This window comes from Marinoscillum sp. HNIBRBA16962, from assembly GCF_057801515.1.
In genome coordinates this window covers 4,610,995-4,628,584 of sequence record NZ_CM173603.1, presented here as the reverse complement: position 1 = coordinate 4,628,584, position 17,590 = coordinate 4,610,995, and the positions used below count along the sequence as shown (strand labels likewise).

The following is a 17,590-nucleotide window of genomic DNA, read 5'->3' as shown; positions in this document are numbered from 1 at the left end:
GATTACCACCCGAAGAAAGTTTTGAAACGCTTCTAAAATGTGTGAATTATGTAACTTATAGCACAACCGGTGTAATGGTTCTCATCAGAACTTCTTTTATATTACCCGACCATGTTATGATACGTAAAGTAGTGACCCTGACACCACTAACTATTAAATGAAATTGAAAAAGACTAAATCAAAACAGGGGGAATCGGTTAATCGAAAAAGTCCCGCACCAACCAAACCTTCTTTTCGGATTGTCGGTATTGGTGCATCGGCAGGAGGGCTGGAGGCGCTGGAGCTTTTTCTGAGCCATGTGCCAGAAAACAGCGGGATGGCTTTTGTGGTCATTCAGCACCTGGACCCTACCCAAAAAGGGATGCTGCCGGAACTCCTTCAGCGGATCACGAAACTAAAGGTATTTCTTGTCAAAGACCGGATGGCCGTAAAACCGAATAGTATTTATGTAATTCCCCCAAACAAAAGCATGTCCATATTGAACCGGAAGTTGCATCTTTTTGAACCACCGGAGGCCAGGGGGCTTCGGCTGCCTATTGATTTTTTCTTTCATTCCCTGTCGGATGACCTTCGGGATAAGGCCGTGGGAGTGGTCCTTTCAGGCATGGGATCAGACGGGAGCCTGGGACTCAAGGCCATTAAAGAAAAAAACGGAGTTGCGCTGGTGCAGTCGCCCGAAACGGCCAAGTTTGACAGTATGCCGCAGAGCGCTATCGATTCGGTCCTTACAGACGTAGTGGACGAACCGTCTGAGCTGTATACGAAGCTTGCAGAATTCCTGCACCACAGGCCGGCAATGAATGCTAAACAGGATGGTGTAAAAGACGCCAGCGCACTGGAAAAGATCATTATCCTGCTACGCACCCTCACCGGGAATGACTTTTCGATGTACAAGAAAAACACGATGTATCGCCGCATCGAACGTCGGATGGGTGTTCATAAAATTGACAAAATATCTTCCTATGTTCACTTCCTTCAGGAAAACCCAAAAGAAGCTGATATCCTGTTTAAGGAGCTGCTGATCGGTGTGACCAATTTCTTCCGGGATGAACCTGCCTGGAAGCTGCTCAAAGAAGTTACCCTGCCTGGGCTGATCCGTAACCAAAAAAATGGAATGGTTCTCAGGGCATGGGTTACGGGCTGCTCTACCGGTGAAGAAGCCTATTCCCTGGCCATTGTATTTAAAGAGGCCCTGGAATTGGTAAACCCGAAAGAGGATATCACTTTAAGCATTTTTGCTACCGATCTGGACAATGAATCGATTGAAAGAGGCCGAAAAGGCGTATACTCCTCGGCCATAGAAGAGCATGTCTCCCCGAAAAGGATCAAGCGATTTTTTTCCAGGACAGAAGATGGCTATAGAGTCAATACCGAGATCCGGGAGCTGGTCGTCTTCGCCCAGCACAATATCACCCTTCACCCCCCATTTACCAAGATCGACTTTCTTTCCTGTCGTAACTTGCTCATCTATATGAATCCGGAGCTCCAGAAGAAGCTGCTCGGGATCTTTTACTTCAGTTTGAACCCAGACGGCATCCTGTTTCTGGGGGGCTCCGAAACGCTCGGCACCCAAAGCCATCTTTTTAAAGCAGTAGACGCAAAATCGAAAGTGTATAAGCGTTCAGAAGATTCCCTGACCCCGGACTTATCTGACCTTCCTAACTTTACAGCACCCGATAAAATATATTCAGAAGACCCTATGCCCACTAAGCCAGTCCAAAATATCCAGTCGCTTGCAGATCAGCTGCTATTGCAGCAGTTTTCCCCCATCGGGGTTTTGGTGACAGAGAGTGGGGATATCATCTATACCAGCGGACGAACGGGCAAGTACCTGGAGCCGGCAGTCGGAAAAGCAAACCTGAATATCTTCGCGATGCTTCGGGAGGGCCTGCGGCATGAGTTTCCGGTGGTCTTCAGAAGGGTAGTGGCCAAGAAGAATTCAGAAGTACTCCACCACCTCAAAGTTGGCACGGGAGAGGTTCCGCAAACCATTGATCTCCATATCCACTGGATAGACACCCCCGGACTCCTGAAGGGCACTGTGATGGTCATTTTTAAGGATGTGGCGAAGGAGGATGAGACTAAATCAGCGAAAAGACCCCGTAGCAAAGCCGCCCGGCAATCGGAGTTGGAAGATGAACTCCGGAGGTCAAAAGAAGAGATGCAGGCCGTCCTTGAGGACATGCAAACCTCCCAGGAGGAGCTGAAATCTACCAATGAAGAGCTGCAATCCACCAATGAAGAGCTACAGTCTACCAATGAAGAGCTCACCAGCTCAAAGGAGGAAATGCAAAGCCTGAACGAAGAGTTGCAAACACTGAATGCGGAGCTCCAGTCCAAAGTAGACGACTACTCGAGGGTGAATAATGATATGAAAAATCTGCTGAACAGCACCGATATCGCCACGCTGTTTCTGGATAAGCAGATGAATATACGGCGGTTTACCCCACAGGTCACTAAGATCTTTAAGCTCATCAAGAGTGATATCGGCCGCCCCTTTACGGACCAGGTTTCGGATCTGATCTATCCTGAGCTGGCAAAGGATGCACAAGAAGTACTGAAATCGCTTGTGTTTATCCAAAAGCAGATCACCACCAGGGATGGCAGGTGGTTTTCCACACGCATCATGCCCTATCGCACATTTGATGACCGGATCGATGGGCTGGTGATCACCTTTATAAACATCACTGACCTCAAGAAGCTGGAAATGGGGCTTCACCAGACGGAGCAGGTACATAACCTGTTTCTGGACTTCTCATCCGATGTGTTCATCAAACTGTCTGCTGAAGAAGAAATCAGGGAGTTTAACGCCAGGGCCGAAACATTCTTTGGCGTGAAGCGAGAGGACGCGATCGGGCACAATTTCATTGAGCTGTTTGTCCCCAAACCTGATCGGGGAAAGGCCAAAAAAGCGATCAGGAGATTGTCTGTGAAAGGAGCTCCCGGACATTTTGAAACGATGATTATTGCCGCTGACCAAACCCCGTCAAATGTGGAGTGCTCTGTGCAGGCGCTCCTCAACAATTCGGATACACCGGAGGCTATATTGATGATTATAAATAGAAAGAACAATGACAAACGAAGAATTTGATTTTACTAACGGGCCCATGCTCCGCAAAAAAGCAGAAGAGAAGTTGCAAGAGAAAGAGAAATCCATGAAAGGATCGGAGATGGAAGCAGATTTGAAAAAGCTCCTTCATGAGCTACAGGTTCACCAGATTGAGCTTGAGTTGCAAAACGAAGAGTTGGTGCAGGCCTATGAAACAGCCGAAGCTGCCCTGAAGAAATACACCATGGTCTATGATCTGGCGCCGGCGGGTTTTTTCATCCTGGATGCTGAGGGTAGTATTTGCGACCTCAACTTTACCGGAGCTGATTTGCTGGGTGAAAAGCGATTTAGTCTCCTGGATAGCAACTTTAAGCTTTTTGTGGCCGAGGACTCTTTGCCGCAGTTCAATCACTTTTTCAACCAGATCTACTCGGGCAGCGCAAAGGTGTCATGCGAGCTGAACCTGGGATATGACGGGAAGCCGCTTGGCTTTGTCTATATGGAAGGGGTGGTAACCGGAGACGACCGGAAATGCCTCCTATCGGTGATTAACCTTTCTTTGTTAAGAAAATAACTAATAATGGAAATGTAATACGTCTCTCACCGTCAGTACAAGCTGAATAAGTTAGTTTTAATAATGCCTGATCAAAGGCTTAAACACTACTGGAAGATGATATTAAACATCAAGTTTATGGTTAGTCTCCGTTGCAAATTGCTTGTAATGAAGGAGCTGGAAGGGCTTGGCATACCTTACAATTCCGTGGAGCTTGGTGTGATCGATACGGTAGAGGATGTCCCCACAGCACAACTCAAAAAGCTGAAGAAAAACCTGCTCTCCTCCGGGCTGGAGCTGATCGAAGACAGGAGGACCATCCTGATCGAACGCATCAAAGTGGTGATCATAGAAATGGTCCACTATACTGACGTGCTACCCAATGTAAACTTCTCCACCTTCATCGCCGAAAAGCTGGACCTGGACTATAACTACCTGTCCAATATCTTTTCCGAAGAGATGGGTGTGACCATTCAGCGCTTTATCATTATGCACAAGATCGAAAGAGTGAAGGAGCTCTTGCTCTATAACCAGCTGAATCTCTCCGAGATCTCCTACAAGCTTAGCTACAGCAGTGTGGCTCATCTTTCCGGCCAGTTTAAGAAAGTAACAGGCCTTACACCCTCCCAGTATCGTGCGTTAAAGGTCAAACGCGTCCGCGCCCTGGAAAACATCTGAAAGGTCCTGTTTTTTACCCACTTTAGGGTATTGACATTAAAGCGTCAAGTGTATAGTTTTGCTTTTTTTTAACTAAAACCACTTTACACTATTTCCCTCGATTATCCTTTCACCTGCCTACGCTCACCCTTTGTTCCCTAAAGGGACCACCCCTAAAACTAGTGTTAAGTCACATGTAAAATGACGTTTGCCCTCGCTCACCCCTCAGTCCCCTAAAGGGGATGACAGCGCGCAAGACTGCCCCTTTAGGGGATAGGGTGCGATAGAGAATGCGTCAAAGTAGACGTGACTTAACACTAGCTTTTTGAGTATTGCCAAGCCGATCACTGTGTTTCACGCAGAGACACTAACGGAACCGACTTACGGATTTTCTCCAAATTTCCCTGACGGATCACCCCGCAACTTCACAACTCGCAACCAAAAAATACCCACTTTAGGGTATTGACATAAAAGCGTCAGGTGTATAATTTTGGATTTTTTCTAACTAAACATTACATATAATTTATGGCTAAAGAAAATTATGACGCCACGCTACCCGAGATAGAAGCTATCGACGATGCATCCACAAAAACCCCCAACATGCCCATTGATGTTTTTACCCAGGAAGCGGCCAACCTGGAAGTATGGTGTGAGGGTGACCAACCCAAACTCCAGGCCGCAGGAGTACCACAAGCCACCTTTGATGCGCTGCCACAGCGTACCGGAGCCCTGCGCTATGCACAGAGCCTGTGGATGAAAGACCGCTACAGCCAGGACGAGGCCCGGCAGGAGTGGGAGCAGAAAAGCCCGGAAGCTGAGGCGCTGAAGGATGAGCTGGAGCATACCTACCGCTTTGCCTTCCGTAAGCGTCCGGACCTGCTGAGTAAAGTGCAGGCCATAGAAGATGGCACCGGCAATGCCGACCTGGTGCAGGACCTGAGTGACCTCTCGGTGCTGGGCAAAGCCAACCAGCCCCTGCTGGAATCCATCAGCAGCTTTGATCTGAGCAAGCTGGATACTGCCGCGGAAAAGGCTACGGAGATGAGCGTACTGCTGGCCACCATGAACGGCGAACGGGCAGACAATAACAATGCGAAGATCATCCGCGACAAAGCCTATACCCTGCTGAAAGAGGCTGTAGATGAGATCCGGGAGGCCGGTAAGTTTGTCTTCTGGAAGGATGAGAAGCGGCTACAGGGATATAAAAGCGCCTATTTCAGGAACCGCTAAGTTACAGGTCACAAATATCCAGTATAACAAAATAAAATTTTGCAGGAAGGGTGTGTATTCCCGCAGGACAGAATAAAATTCCACAGGAGACCCCAAATACCTCGCAGGAAGGGTAAAAAGTCTTGCAGGAAGCCTCATGAGTGGCGCAGGAAGGGTCCCCATACCCGCAGGACGATGTAAAGCGCTCGCAGGACTAAGAAAAGGTCCCGCAGGGAAGGTGGAAAGTCCCGCAGGAGCGGCTACAGGTCCGCAGGAGCCTAAGAAATTCGATTTTCCATATTTTGAAAACCTCCGGAGCGATGTTTCGGAGGTTTTTTAGATTGTATTTGAGATTTCGGATTGTGTCCCCCTGGGGGGACTATAGGGGGGATTTTAGCTTGCAAATTGAAGATCTAGAAGGGGAGCTCCGATGCCCCTGTTGGAGTTGTCTCCAACAGGCTGATGAGCTTGGCTCAATAAGCATTGGGTGGTGGGCTATAGGGGATTTTGGTTGCCTATTGCATATTGAGGATAACAGCGGAGCGAAAACAGTAAAATATGTAAAAAACCACAGGGATTGTATAAGGGTTAGGTGCTGAATTTTATCAACTTTTACATCTTATTAAAATTAACTAAAAAGAACCAAAGTGCATCAAGTAGTAGAATACCCCGGAAGCGTTTGCTGACTTTATAATTTCAAATGAAGCCGGGAGGTTACACCTAAGAAGTTACACCTAAACAGTATTAATCATGGAGAATATATACAAGTTAGGAGAAGTTGTTTGTGAACGAGTACGGCCGAATCAGAAACTGATCATCATCCGGCAAAATGGGAAAATTTATCACTGTGTTCCACAAGAAAACAGGAAACGAAAACCCCTTGTTTTTCTCGCCAGGGACTTGCGAGGTAACGTCAAATAGAGGAATATAATACACATCAATTCAAGATAGTTAGGTTGGTGATGAGAGAAGGCAGATCCCCCTGTCTTCTCTCTATTTTTATGCCTTCCGTATTTGTGGGTCTGTCTTTTACAAATGCCTTCTGTCTATATCTTCCGTAAATCAGTATTGGCTGGCTGAGCGTTTTTTGACACGGTAGGTCCGGGATTAATGGGTAAGCGTATATATGGGCCAATTCAGGCTTTTGAAAAAGCGATCATCCATCAGGCTCTTAGGCCGAAAACTCAGGAAGATCTGCCCTTTAGAAAGTGTCAGTTCGTATTTTTCCAGTGGACTGAATGGTAATTGTGGCCCGATTATGAATCCCATGACTCCACCCCAGACTGCCCCCACTACCAACCCGAATAACATTGATGACAGAGGTCCGGCCTGAAGCATATGGGGGTTGAACCAGATCAAATATAAGACAACCAGCCCGAGCGTCAGGCAGCCCAGAATGATTCCGACTTTTATACCCCGTATGGCTTTTTGCAAAATGACTTTATCTGAGTCTTCCACACTGTTGGACATGAAGTAGCGTGTTTCAGCTATTTCTTCTTGTGTTTTCACTACAAGGTCATCTTTTGAATATCCGTGAATTAACAGCTCTGAGAGGGCCTTATCAAAAGATAGCTGATTTTGGAACAGGGCCAGGATTCTTTCGGTAGTTATCAGGTTGCGCTTTGTGGGTTCTGTCTCTGAATGGTTCATAGTGGTTCTGAATTAAAAATGATATAATCATTTGATTGTAGTGTATGATTTTTCATAGTGAAATGAGTGTTTGAATCAAGTATAAAGCTGAGCAAATTTGTACTGGGAGTTGTTATGAAAAAGGGGCTAATTCTTATATAAATCACGTCCGTTTCATCAAGGGGTGTAAAAAAGAAAAGCCCGGGGATCCGGGGACCCCTGAGCTTCTACTTTGCTCTATCTACGTCAAGCTTCTTGTGTGTCGCTTACTACACTTTTTTATCTTTCAATAGCTTACCATCAGCCTGGTAATAGAGTACGCGTTTTTCATTTTTCTTTGAAACTTCTATTTTATATACCTTCATAGTGTCGGTCTGCTTGTCTTTGAAGATCTCTTTCTTCTCAGCAGTCATGTCCCAGTACTTGTAGAGACCTCTTGAGAGGGCTTCAGAAACAGGTTTTGGTACATCCTGAGTCAGCGTACAATGCGTGGCTATCTTAGCTCCGTCCGTTGAGTAAATCGACTTGTGGTCCGCTTTATTATTGGTGTATTCGACCACATAGTACTTCTGGGTATTGGTGTCTGCGGGAGCAACAGCTAAGTAGGAGTCATCGTACCATACATTGGTATCTCCATCGACCCGAAATGCGGACCAGGTCTCATTCGATGTGACCGGGTATTGCTTGGCAAACGCATCCGTCACCACCTTGGGAACCTTTGTACTATCGATGCTGGAGCTGCTTACACTGTCTGAATAGGTGCTCTGGGTGTTTAGTGCCACTGGCTGACTGAATACAGTCAGGGTAAAAAACAATAGCAGTGTACCGGGTATGGTGAATTTAATTATTTGATTTTTCATGTTTGATTCATTTAAATGTTTTAAGCCCAACCTGGGATTAATGTGAATACAAAGGTGAGAAGATAAAGGTGAGCCCTGTTATACTCGTCGGTATAAGCTTTATATATATCACAGTCCATTGTCGTTTGGATAAGTTCATTCGTACGACCCTTGGGGTCGAAAGACTATAGAACATTATAATTCCATAAACATACGACCCTGAGAAGGTCGCATTTGAAGGGTGTTGGTGACAACCTGCCTCGCCGGACAGGCAGGCACCAACAGCGGCGGGGAATGACGTTGGTCTCCGGCAGAATCAATTCCTCCGGACTTGATGAGACGCTCACGTCCACGTATTCAACCAGCAGATTGTTTGATAGATCGATGATTTTTGGGCTTAGTACAGGGCTGATGGTTATTAATAGATATCAGGATTAATACTCCAGTGATAATCATGCTCAAGAGCATTGAGCTTAAGGGTGGTTTCAGCAGAGGGAGGACCTGATTGGAGGGAGCTGTCAAAAATAGATACCAGTTCGATAAACCCAGATTCACGGCCAGTAGCAACAACTGAGTTGTACATTGTATCAATGATCAACGCTACGTCTTCGGTTGTCAGGTTGTTGGGAGCCTGTATGCTCAGGGACATGATCTCATTCGTCTCCGGCAGAATCAATTCCTCCAAATCCATGGAGTGGCTCACATCTACATGGGTGAGTAGTGGATTGTTTGACAGGTCAATGACCTTGGGGCTAACACCAGTGCCATTCCAACCACTTCTGAAGTCATTGAGCGCTGGCAGATGGCTCACGTCAATTTCAGACATGGGGCCCTGACCATAATAAGAATAGAACTCGGTGATGTTTTGAATGTTTCCAGTCACACTTACAAAGTAAGAACCAGGATGACTGTATTCATGCATACCGCCATCATACGGAACAACATCTTCTATAGACCCATCGCCCCAATCGATGGTGAGACTTCCGGTGAAAGACACACTGAATTGAAATGTAGGAGGTGTCCCTTCGTCATAGTAAGGTACGGCCACAAACGTAAGCGCGGGATGGAGGGTGACCGGCACGATTCCTCCTTCATTGCCGGAAATGATCCCATCGATGGTGAGATCTTCGGCGTGTTTTCCAAATCCGCCTTTGATCACGATCAGGGTGAATATGCCATCCGGATCCCCTGAGAAGGTAATCGTGTTAATCTTTGCATCAATTTCAATGGTGTTGAGCGTGTCTCCGTTTTGAAGGATATGGCCGGTAGCATCCGTGAGACTCAGGCCACTTTCGGTTGGTTTAAAAACCGAAAGAAAGAAGTGGTTGACGATGGTAAACGGAAAGGAAGCATAGCCGATATCCGCAGGAGTGAGCATCCGGATGTCCAACACCTGCACTGCTACCTGCACGGCTTCATTTCCAACGACTGTAAACGGAATAGGGACAGGCTCATTTACCAGGTCTGCCAGCGGAGAACTCCCCAGGGGAGTGGCGTAGAGTATTTCATTTTCCTGGCTCAGCACCAGAAACTCAGTGAGCAGGTAGTCACCTGCATCCAGCTCCAGCGCTGCACTAACCAGCGCATCGTTGAAGACCAGGATTTCCATTTGGTGCTGAGTGAGCACCTCCGTTCCGTCGGAGGTTTCAATACTTATCTGCAAATAAGCTCCCGGAGGGAGACTCTGTGTGGTGCGGGCATCCGGATCATCGGTCAATGACAAAGGAAATGCAATGGTTCCTTTGATGATCTGATCATGGGTTTCTTTATCTTGATTACATCCTATTAGCAGTGAGAAGGAAATAATGCAAAGAACGTAAAGAGCTTTCATGCTTAACATTTTTAGAGGTAAAAATTATAGTCAAAGCTCCGGGCAAAAAGATCAGAATCTGTTATACTTTATCAGCTGTATTTTATGTAAATCACTTATGCTGTTAGTTTACTTCAAATGCAAAAAAGGCATGACCTTTTCAAGTCATACCTCCGCTACATATTTGCTCAGGGTCGGAATCCTGAAAAGGTAATTCAGGAGACAGGCCGAATCCCTTTTGATGAGGTGTACAGATCGGTAAGAAAAGTCTGAAGTTCCTGGTTGTTTTTCACACCCAGTTTAGTCCTGATTCTTAAAAAGGCCACATTCATGCAGTTTGATGTCCTTCTCATGATCCGGGCAGTGTCTGCAGAAGAGTGGTTGGTTTGAAAATGGGTACACAACCGCTTCTCATATTTAGTCAGATCAGGAGATTTTTCTTCCAGGAGCTGATAAAAGGAATAATTGGATTGGTCCATTTGCTGCTCCAGGTTTAGCTGGTTTTCGTCCTGGATTTCCCACTTCATTTGCTTCTTCATCAAGCTGAGCCTGGATTTTCCTTCCGGATTTAAGTAAGGCTTAAGATCCTGTATTTTTTGTATCAGGGATTCGTTCAATTGCTTTGAATAAACGAGCAACTTCAGATTGGTCTGCGCTTCTCTTTGCTTATTGTCCAATTCATCCCTGAACTGCTCATAGGTCCTCGTCATGTGTTCCTTCTCATCCAGGATTTTTTTCTCCCGTACGATGAAGTCATTGAGCACGGAAGAGAGCGCAAAAGCGGCCCGAATTCTAAAACGGATCTCAGAGGGATCTATCAGCCTGTTCAGGCAGTCGACCGCCCCAATGGAAAGGATAAATTCCTCCTGATCGGGAGAGGGTTTCTGTGGGGTAAAAACAATTACCGGAATGAAGTAGCTGTACGTTTTTCTTCTCATTTCCTCAACCAGGGCCATGCCACTTGCCAGATCTGAGCCCATGTTCATGATGATCAGATCGGGCCTGAGTTCGGTGATCATGTGGCAGGCGATATCGGCCTGTTGCACATTCATCACTTCACAGTTTTCGATGGTGGCGAGATAGCCATTAATCTGGTCTGTGAGGTGTTCGTTATCCATAATCAGGATCGTCCTTTTCTCTTTTTTTAGTTTTGGATTGGGTCTTGAGAAAGATGGCTGGGTATTTGGCTGTACCCTGGGAGGTTTAAGCTTAGGAAAGAGTTGCTCAACTGCATTGGCTGTATCTCCCGGTCTGGTTGTTAATTGTAAGGAAGTTGTCATAAGTCTGTAATTGAAATTTCACTCGATTGTGACTGAAAGAATTAGTACTTATGCAAATGTCCAGGTTGAAAGATTAAATCTGTTATACTTTGTCTAAGGCTTTTTATATATGTTACACATGCTATTCTTGTCTAAAACAGCCCGCAGAGGCACCTGCAAATCGTGAGCCACAGCCTGGGAAAATACCTGAAGTTGTACCGGTTGTCCATCTCACAAACTGATCTTCAGTCGACCTTACTTTATACGGAGTTACTCTGCATGAGTACTGATTTCAGAGATTGAATTTCTTAAGGGATACAAGGTTATACAAGATGTTCAAAGGGATTTTCTGAAATTTACCGCACAAAAAGTGAAACACTTACCGTACTCATTTTAAACTGCAATAAGCATCGATTGAGGAAACTTAATGTCCAGGATACAACCTTTACCGGGTGAGGAGCGGATTCTCATGATTCCTTTATAGGAAGTCACTCTGCTTCTGATATTAGCTAATCCAATGCCTTTACTTTTAATCCGGGGATCAAACCCTACACCGTCATCTTTGATGACCACCTCTATGTTACCATCATCCTGCAGAATGGAAAAACTTACCTGATTTGCTTTGGCATGCTTGACAATATTACTCAGATGTTCCTGGAATATTCTGAAAACATTTATTTTGAAATTTTCATTCACACTTTGCTCTTCAAAGCTGTCTGACTTATTTGTGATTTCCAGGTTCGTTGTTTCTGAAGTGTCCTGAATAAGACTTTCGATGGCCGTACATAAACCAATATGATTGACATGCTCTGTTGTAAGCTTTTTGCTCAATTGTCTGATCTCTTCAATGGCGGCATGTGTATATTCAGAACACCTTACCAGATACCTTTCACTGTTTTCCCCACCACTCTTAGCTAAATTAAGATACATCACGGAGGCACAAAGCAATTGATTGATGTTGTCATGCAGCTCTTTGCCAATATTTGACCTCTCTGAATTTTTTGCTTCCTGCTTTGCTTCTTCAAGCAGTATTTCCCTTTGCTTAATATCCTTCTTCAGGATTTCTTCCAAAATGACTTCCCTACCCATCTCTTGTATAAATCCTATACCTCGGTATGCTTTTCCCCTGAAATTTCTTAAGAAAAGGCCTTTAATTGAAACATGTACAATGGAATCATCCACTTTTAAAAACCGAAAATCATGTGCCCATTCAATATCTGTTGATGCTAATTTGACATTGAATCCATGCAGGAAGGAAGCTATATCATCCTCGTGTATATGGCTGGTAAAATCCTGAAATGTAATCGTGTTTCCGGATAATTTATAGCCAAATTCCTTCTCAAATGTCGCATTAAGCAATACCTTATTGGTGGCTAAATCCAGGTCAAACAAAACATCAGAAGAGGAATCAAATATGAGATTAAAGCCATCTTCATATGCAATGATCGTTCTCTCAACTGATGCGATCCTGCGTTCTAATTGTTTTTCCAGTTCAATTTGTCGCCCCAGCTCATGTAATACCCCAATCATTCTAAAGGCTTCACCATTAGTCTGCCTGAATATGTTAATTTTCACGGCTACATTTGTAACAGTTCCGCCGGGGACCATAAACCTAAAGGCATCTTCCCAGCTATTATGGGTAGAACTTAAGGCTTTATTTAAGCTTGATTCTACCTCTTTCCTGTCATCAGGGTGTATTCGCCCAAACCAGTCTTCTTTGTTGCCCTGATTGATTTTTGTCTTGGTATCGGATCCTTTAAAGCCTTGTGCGATAAAGATCTGATCTCCTGATAGATCCCAATCCAGGATGATATCCCGGTATAGCCTGGCATTGCTGATCATTTTCTTGCCTTCTTTCTGGGTTGGGTTCCTGTTTTCCAGTATCTGCTGTAGCCTGACTAACCTTGTGATATCCTGAGTAGATCCGATCACATGCAGGGCTTTTCCACTGCTGTCCCTGATGATAAATGCCTGGCTTATTACCTGGCGTAATGAACCGTCAGCGTACTGCACTGTATATTGATCATCCCAGTTGGTTTTGGTTGAAGCAATCATTTGCAGCAGTTTACCCTCAGTGACCCCCTCATCCGTCGGTAAAATACGATCAAAAAAGGTTTCAAGGTCTATGATATTGTTTTGGACCTTATACCCAAATGTTTCTTCAAAGGTATCTCCTACATAGATCTGGCCGGATGCCAAATCCCAGTACCATATCACGTCGTAACCGGTTTTAGCTACATATTTTATCCACTCATTATTTTCAACAAACCTTAAATTTGATTTTTTCACGGCAATATCAATGTTTCCATCAACAACCTGCCTTCTTTTAGTTGCATTTTGTTTCCTTCTACGGATACTTTGACTCCTGTCAATCAGGGTCGTAGTGGCCTTTTTGACTCCATTAGGTCCTGTGAAAATGGAGGAATTGATTTCACAGGTGATCCTTTCATCATTATTTCTTATTACTGTTATCAGTGCCCGGGCATTTCCCCTATCATTTCGTTGGTTCAACATCTTTTGATATCTCTTTTCTCCGGTAAGAAAAATATCGGATGTTTTTTTGGAGATTAATTCCTCCCTTGAACAATCAAGAAGCTCACAAACTGCATCATTGACCATTAGTATTGTTCCATCCTTTGTAACGGAAACAATACTAGCCATACCAGAATGATCAAAAGCTAAATGACTAAGAAAATCATCAGAATATGAAGCCTTATGTGTATTGGAAAAAGTGCTGGTTACTTTCCTCATAATACAATAATGTCGTACCAGTAATGTAACGATTATTCAGGACTATTATGTTCTTTTCCACACGATTTCACTGAAGCGCTCAACGAAGGTTAAATCATCTTGGAACGGAGCTAAAGTCCCACTAGGGACGGCCTGCTTGTAGCGCCAAAAGCGCTAACAAGATTGAGCTCCGTAGGAGCGGTCTTAGGTTTCCTCATTCGATCCAATCAAATAAATATCCCTCCAAGGTCTGTGACCCACAGACCTTATGATAGTGATTCCGGCCTGTGACTCACGGGCCGGGGGAAGGTCACCGGGGGAGGTATCCAGATGGAGGCCGGAAAAGCGCTTGTTTTTTTTCGGTTGCGTAAGGAATCTGTTACTTTCCAATTACATCTCACCTACAGGTAGTTGATTACCCGAAAAGTAGTACTAGCTTCACATAAGCTCTTGACAATTTATATTAGTTAAGGTGGTTTTCGGACGTTTTCTTATCTGCAAAATAAAGCTATTTGAAATCATGCTGGTACTTATCGAAATCCTCATTCTCTCTTATTTCATTTACGTGGTGTCCTACACGGCGTTTTTTTCTCTGGCTGCCTGGTTTTACAGGAGTCCTGGTACACGTATACTCCATAATCGAAACGAGTTTCATGAGTTTTGCATTCTTATTCCTGCCTACAAAGAAGATGCGGTAATTGTAGAGACAGCCGCGAATGCTTTGAGGCAATCGTACCCATCCACGTGCTATGATGTAGTAGTCATTGCGGATAAGCTCAAGCCTGAAACCATCGCTCTCTTGAATAAGCTTAGTATCCGGGTAATTGAAGTGTCATTTGAGCATAGTACCAAAGTAAAAGCCATCCGTTATGCTTTTCAGCAGTTATCGAAATCCTATGATTATGCGGTGATCCTGGATGCGGACAATTTAATGGAACAGGGCTTTTTAAATGGCCTGTCAGAGCTCTTGTTTATAGAGAAATTTCAAGCTGTGCAAGGTCAACGGAAGGCTAAAAATACACAAACCACACTAGCCTATCTGGACGGTATAAGCGAGGCAGTAAACAACCGGATCTACCGTCAGGGAACCTCCGCCGCAGGCCTCTCAGCCTCTATCACTGGTTCGGGAGTTGTGGTGGATTTCCCAATCCTAAAGTCTATTATGATGAATATGGATTCTGTAGGCGGGTTTGACCGGGAACTGGAACTTCTGCTGCTCCGGGAAGGCATCAAAGTCCAATACGTAAAAGAAGCAATAGTATATGACGAAAAGGTTTCTAACTCCGGAGCTTTTCAAAACCAAAGGATCAGGTGGATATCCAGCCAGTATTTTTACTTAAGAAAATACTTTTTCACAGGAATGACTTCCCTTTTGAGTGGAAACCTGACCTATTTTAACAGCGCGATACTGAGAAATATTCAATTGCCCCGGTTGCTGAATATCGGGCTGCTCACTGCCCTGACCATCGGGCTGTTTTTCCTTCGCGATGCGCTGTATTTTAGCTACTACTGGTGGCCCGCACTCTTTCTGGTTAATGCACTGGCCATTTTTACAGCTATCCCTAAAGCGTATTACTCCATGAGACTGGTTAAGGCTATTTTGAGTCTGCCAGCTCTGTTTTTCAGGATGTTTTCTATCCTTTTCAGGATGAGAGGCGCCAATAAAAAATTTATTCATACACCCCATGGAGTTTAAAACAGATCCTCAATTTCCCTTAGTTTCTATCATCATCATCAACTATAACCAGTTGAAGGTGACCTGTGAGTTTTTGGAATCAACCAAATCACTGACCTATCCAAACTATGAGATCATCCTGGTAGACAACCACTCCCTGCCAAATCCCTGTGTAGCCATCACCTCGCGGTATCCAAAGGTGCGGTTGATCCTTAACACTCAGAATCTGGGATTTACCGGGGGGAATAACGTGGGTATCCGAGCTGCCAGAGGTGAGTTTTACTTTATTGTAAATAATGATACTGAAGTGACACCTGATTTGCTTGAACGCCTGCTGGAGCCTTTCAGTTTGGATGCCTCAATAGGGGTAGTAAGTCCTAAGATCAGGTATTTCACCAATCAGGATGTCATTCAGTATGCCGGTTTTGAAGAGATGAATTTCTTTACCGGACGAAACAGTACCATAGGGAACAATGAGGTAGATACGGGCCAATATAACGAGGGCCGATACACCTCCTACGCACACGGGGCGGGGATGATGGTGAAGCGGGAAGTGGTGGAAAAAGTAGGGCCTTTGCCTGACATATTTTTCATCTATTACGAAGAGCTGGACTGGTCCGCGCATATACGCCGTGCAGGTTATCAGATCTACTATCAGCCTACCGCTCTGCTTTATCACAAAGAGTCGATGACCACCGGAAAGGACAGCCCGTTCAAAGCCTACTACCATAACCGCAACCGCATTCTTTTTATGCGAAGAAATACCACGAGGGTCCAGTTTCTATATTTCTTCATTTTCCTATTGTTCATCGTCATTCCAAAAAAAACCTTCGAATATGCCACCAAGGGACAGTTTGTCCACCTTCAGAATTTTTTCAAAGCGCTGAAGTGGAACCTATCCAATCCAAAATATAGCTCAATAATAAAAATATGACACAAATCAATTCATTAGTAACAGGAGGCGCAGGATTCATTGGATCGCATGTAGCCAGACATTGCCTGCAGGCCGGACACCACGTCATCGTGCTGGACGATCTGAGCGGAGGCTTTGAAGACCAGGTGCCCGAAGGGGCGGAGTTTGTAAAAGGATCAGTGGCGGATCATGCCCTGATGGGAGTACTATTTACCAAATACAAGTTTGAATACATTTATCATTTGGCAGCTTATGCAGCAGAAGGACTCTCACATTTCATCCGGAGGTTCAACTACACCAACAATCTGATTGGCAGCATTAACCTGATCAATGAGGCCATAAAGCATAAGTGCAAGTGTTTTGTTTTCACTTCCTCCATTGCCGTATACGGGCCCGGACAGGTGCCTATGCAGGAAGACATGATACCCGTACCGGAAGATCCTTATGGCATTGCCAAGTATGCCGTGGAGCTGGACTTGCGTTCAGCGCATGAGATGTTTGGTCTGAACTATGTGATCTTTCGTCCCCACAATGTGTATGGTGAAAACCAGAACATCGGTGACAAGTACCGAAATGTAATCGGTATTTTCATGAATCAGATCATGGAAAAAAAACCGTTGACCATCTTTGGTGATGGAAGCCAGACGAGGGCGTTCAGCTATATCGATGAAGTGGCTATTCCGATCGCCAGGAGTGTGTCGATCCCACAGGCTTATAATCAGGTATTCAACATAGGGGCAGACAAGCCCTATACGGTAAAGGAGCTCGCCCAGGTAGTGGGAAAGCACTTTGATGTGACTCCTGAGATCAACTATCTGAAGGCCCGAAAAGAAGTACTCCATGCCTACTCAGATCATAGCAAAGCACACGAGATACTGGGGCAAAATGGAACGATCTCTATGGACGAGGGCATTCACAAAATGTCGGATTGGGCCAAAAAGGTAGGTTCACGAAAAAGTCAGGAATTTAGCCAGGTGGAAGTACATGAAAATATGCCGGAAGGCTGGTAGCCACATGAAATGAGCATAAACCGGAGGCATACCGAGACGCGTAGTCCGGGACGCGTAGTCCGAGACGCGTAGTCCGACCTGCCTGGTTGGCCAGGCCACGATTAAAATTCCGAGCCAAAAGCCATAGTCAATAGGCAGTGGCAGTAAGCAGTGGGCGGTAGGAAAATTGAAATGGTGAATTGTGAAAGCCTAAGAGCTAAACCATAGACAAAAGGTTAAGGATTTATCATAATGAAAGTCAAATGGTCAATAGCTAA

13 protein-coding genes are annotated in these 17,590 nt (G+C 44.9%); 8 read left to right on the top strand and 5 right to left on the bottom strand.

Going from position 1 to position 17,590, the window contains the following annotated elements; translation table 11 throughout:
• The first annotated feature begins 163 nt into the window (after window positions 1–163).
• The 5 genes from AC3E9V_RS19185 (at window position 164) to AC3E9V_RS19165 (ending at window position 6,389) form a co-directional block, all read left to right on the top strand.
• Window positions 164–3,091, top strand: coding sequence for a chemotaxis protein CheB (locus tag AC3E9V_RS19185; RefSeq protein ID WP_488749774.1), 2,928 nt, complete (start codon window positions 164–166; stop codon window positions 3,089–3,091).
• Complete coding sequence (locus AC3E9V_RS19180; protein WP_488749773.1) at window positions 3,072–3,623, top strand: hypothetical protein; 552 nt, start codon at window positions 3,072–3,074, stop codon at window positions 3,621–3,623. Before AC3E9V_RS19185 ends, AC3E9V_RS19180 begins: the two co-directional genes overlap by 20 nt.
• 96 nt (window positions 3,624–3,719) lie before the next feature.
• Window positions 3,720–4,280 carry a helix-turn-helix domain-containing protein gene (locus AC3E9V_RS19175; RefSeq protein WP_488749772.1) on the top strand — a complete coding sequence of 187 codons (561 nt, stop codon included), beginning with the start codon at window positions 3,720–3,722 and terminating at the stop codon, window positions 4,278–4,280.
• A gap of 504 nt (window positions 4,281–4,784) precedes the next feature.
• On the top strand, window positions 4,785–5,489 hold the full coding sequence (locus tag AC3E9V_RS19170) for a hypothetical protein (protein WP_488749771.1): 705 nt from the start codon (window positions 4,785–4,787) through the stop codon (window positions 5,487–5,489).
• Window positions 5,490–6,218: 729 nt separating this feature from the next.
• A complete protein-coding gene (locus AC3E9V_RS19165; protein ID WP_488749770.1) occupies window positions 6,219–6,389 on the top strand; it encodes a hypothetical protein in 171 nt (56 codons plus the stop codon).
• A gap of 186 nt (window positions 6,390–6,575) precedes the next feature.
• Here AC3E9V_RS19165 and AC3E9V_RS19160 read toward each other — a convergent pair whose 3' ends face one another.
• The 5 genes from AC3E9V_RS19160 to AC3E9V_RS19140 all read right to left on the bottom strand — a co-directional run bounded on the left by AC3E9V_RS19160 (window position 6,576) and on the right by AC3E9V_RS19140 (window position 13,756).
• The gene (locus tag AC3E9V_RS19160) at window positions 6,576–7,118 is read right to left on the bottom strand and encodes a hypothetical protein (protein ID WP_488749769.1); all 543 of its coding nucleotides are present in this window, start codon (window positions 7,116–7,118) and stop codon (window positions 6,576–6,578) included.
• 248 nt (window positions 7,119–7,366) lie between these two features.
• Window positions 7,367–7,957, bottom strand: a complete 591-nt coding sequence (locus tag AC3E9V_RS19155) for a hypothetical protein (RefSeq protein WP_488749768.1) — start codon at window positions 7,955–7,957, stop codon at window positions 7,367–7,369.
• 397 nt (window positions 7,958–8,354) lie between these two features.
• Complete coding sequence (locus AC3E9V_RS19150) at window positions 8,355–9,767, bottom strand: hypothetical protein (RefSeq protein ID WP_488749767.1); 1,413 nt, start codon at window positions 9,765–9,767, stop codon at window positions 8,355–8,357.
• A gap of 194 nt (window positions 9,768–9,961) precedes the next feature.
• On the bottom strand, window positions 9,962–11,026 hold the full coding sequence (locus AC3E9V_RS19145) for a DNA-binding response regulator (RefSeq protein WP_488749766.1): 1,065 nt from the start codon (window positions 11,024–11,026) through the stop codon (window positions 9,962–9,964).
• Between the two features lie 372 nt (window positions 11,027–11,398).
• The gene (locus AC3E9V_RS19140) at window positions 11,399–13,756 is read right to left on the bottom strand and encodes a sensor histidine kinase (RefSeq protein ID WP_488749765.1); all 2,358 of its coding nucleotides are present in this window, start codon (window positions 13,754–13,756) and stop codon (window positions 11,399–11,401) included.
• A 499-nt stretch (window positions 13,757–14,255) separates the two neighbouring features.
• Between AC3E9V_RS19140 and AC3E9V_RS19135 the strand changes: the two genes are divergently transcribed.
• From AC3E9V_RS19135 to AC3E9V_RS19125, 3 genes are read left to right on the top strand one after another with little or no spacing between them, the layout of a single operon-like run.
• Complete coding sequence (locus AC3E9V_RS19135; RefSeq protein WP_488749764.1) at window positions 14,256–15,431, top strand: glycosyltransferase family 2 protein; 1,176 nt, start codon at window positions 14,256–14,258, stop codon at window positions 15,429–15,431.
• Window positions 15,421–16,344: a glycosyltransferase family 2 protein gene (locus AC3E9V_RS19130; protein ID WP_488749763.1), complete on the top strand. Its 924-nt coding sequence runs from the start codon at window positions 15,421–15,423 to the stop codon at window positions 16,342–16,344. The genes AC3E9V_RS19135 and AC3E9V_RS19130 overlap by 11 nt, the downstream gene beginning before the upstream one ends.
• Window positions 16,341–17,333, top strand: coding sequence for an NAD-dependent epimerase/dehydratase family protein (locus tag AC3E9V_RS19125; protein ID WP_488749762.1), 993 nt, complete (start codon window positions 16,341–16,343; stop codon window positions 17,331–17,333). The genes AC3E9V_RS19130 and AC3E9V_RS19125 overlap by 4 nt, the downstream gene beginning before the upstream one ends.
• The last annotated feature ends 257 nt before the right edge of the window (window positions 17,334–17,590 follow it).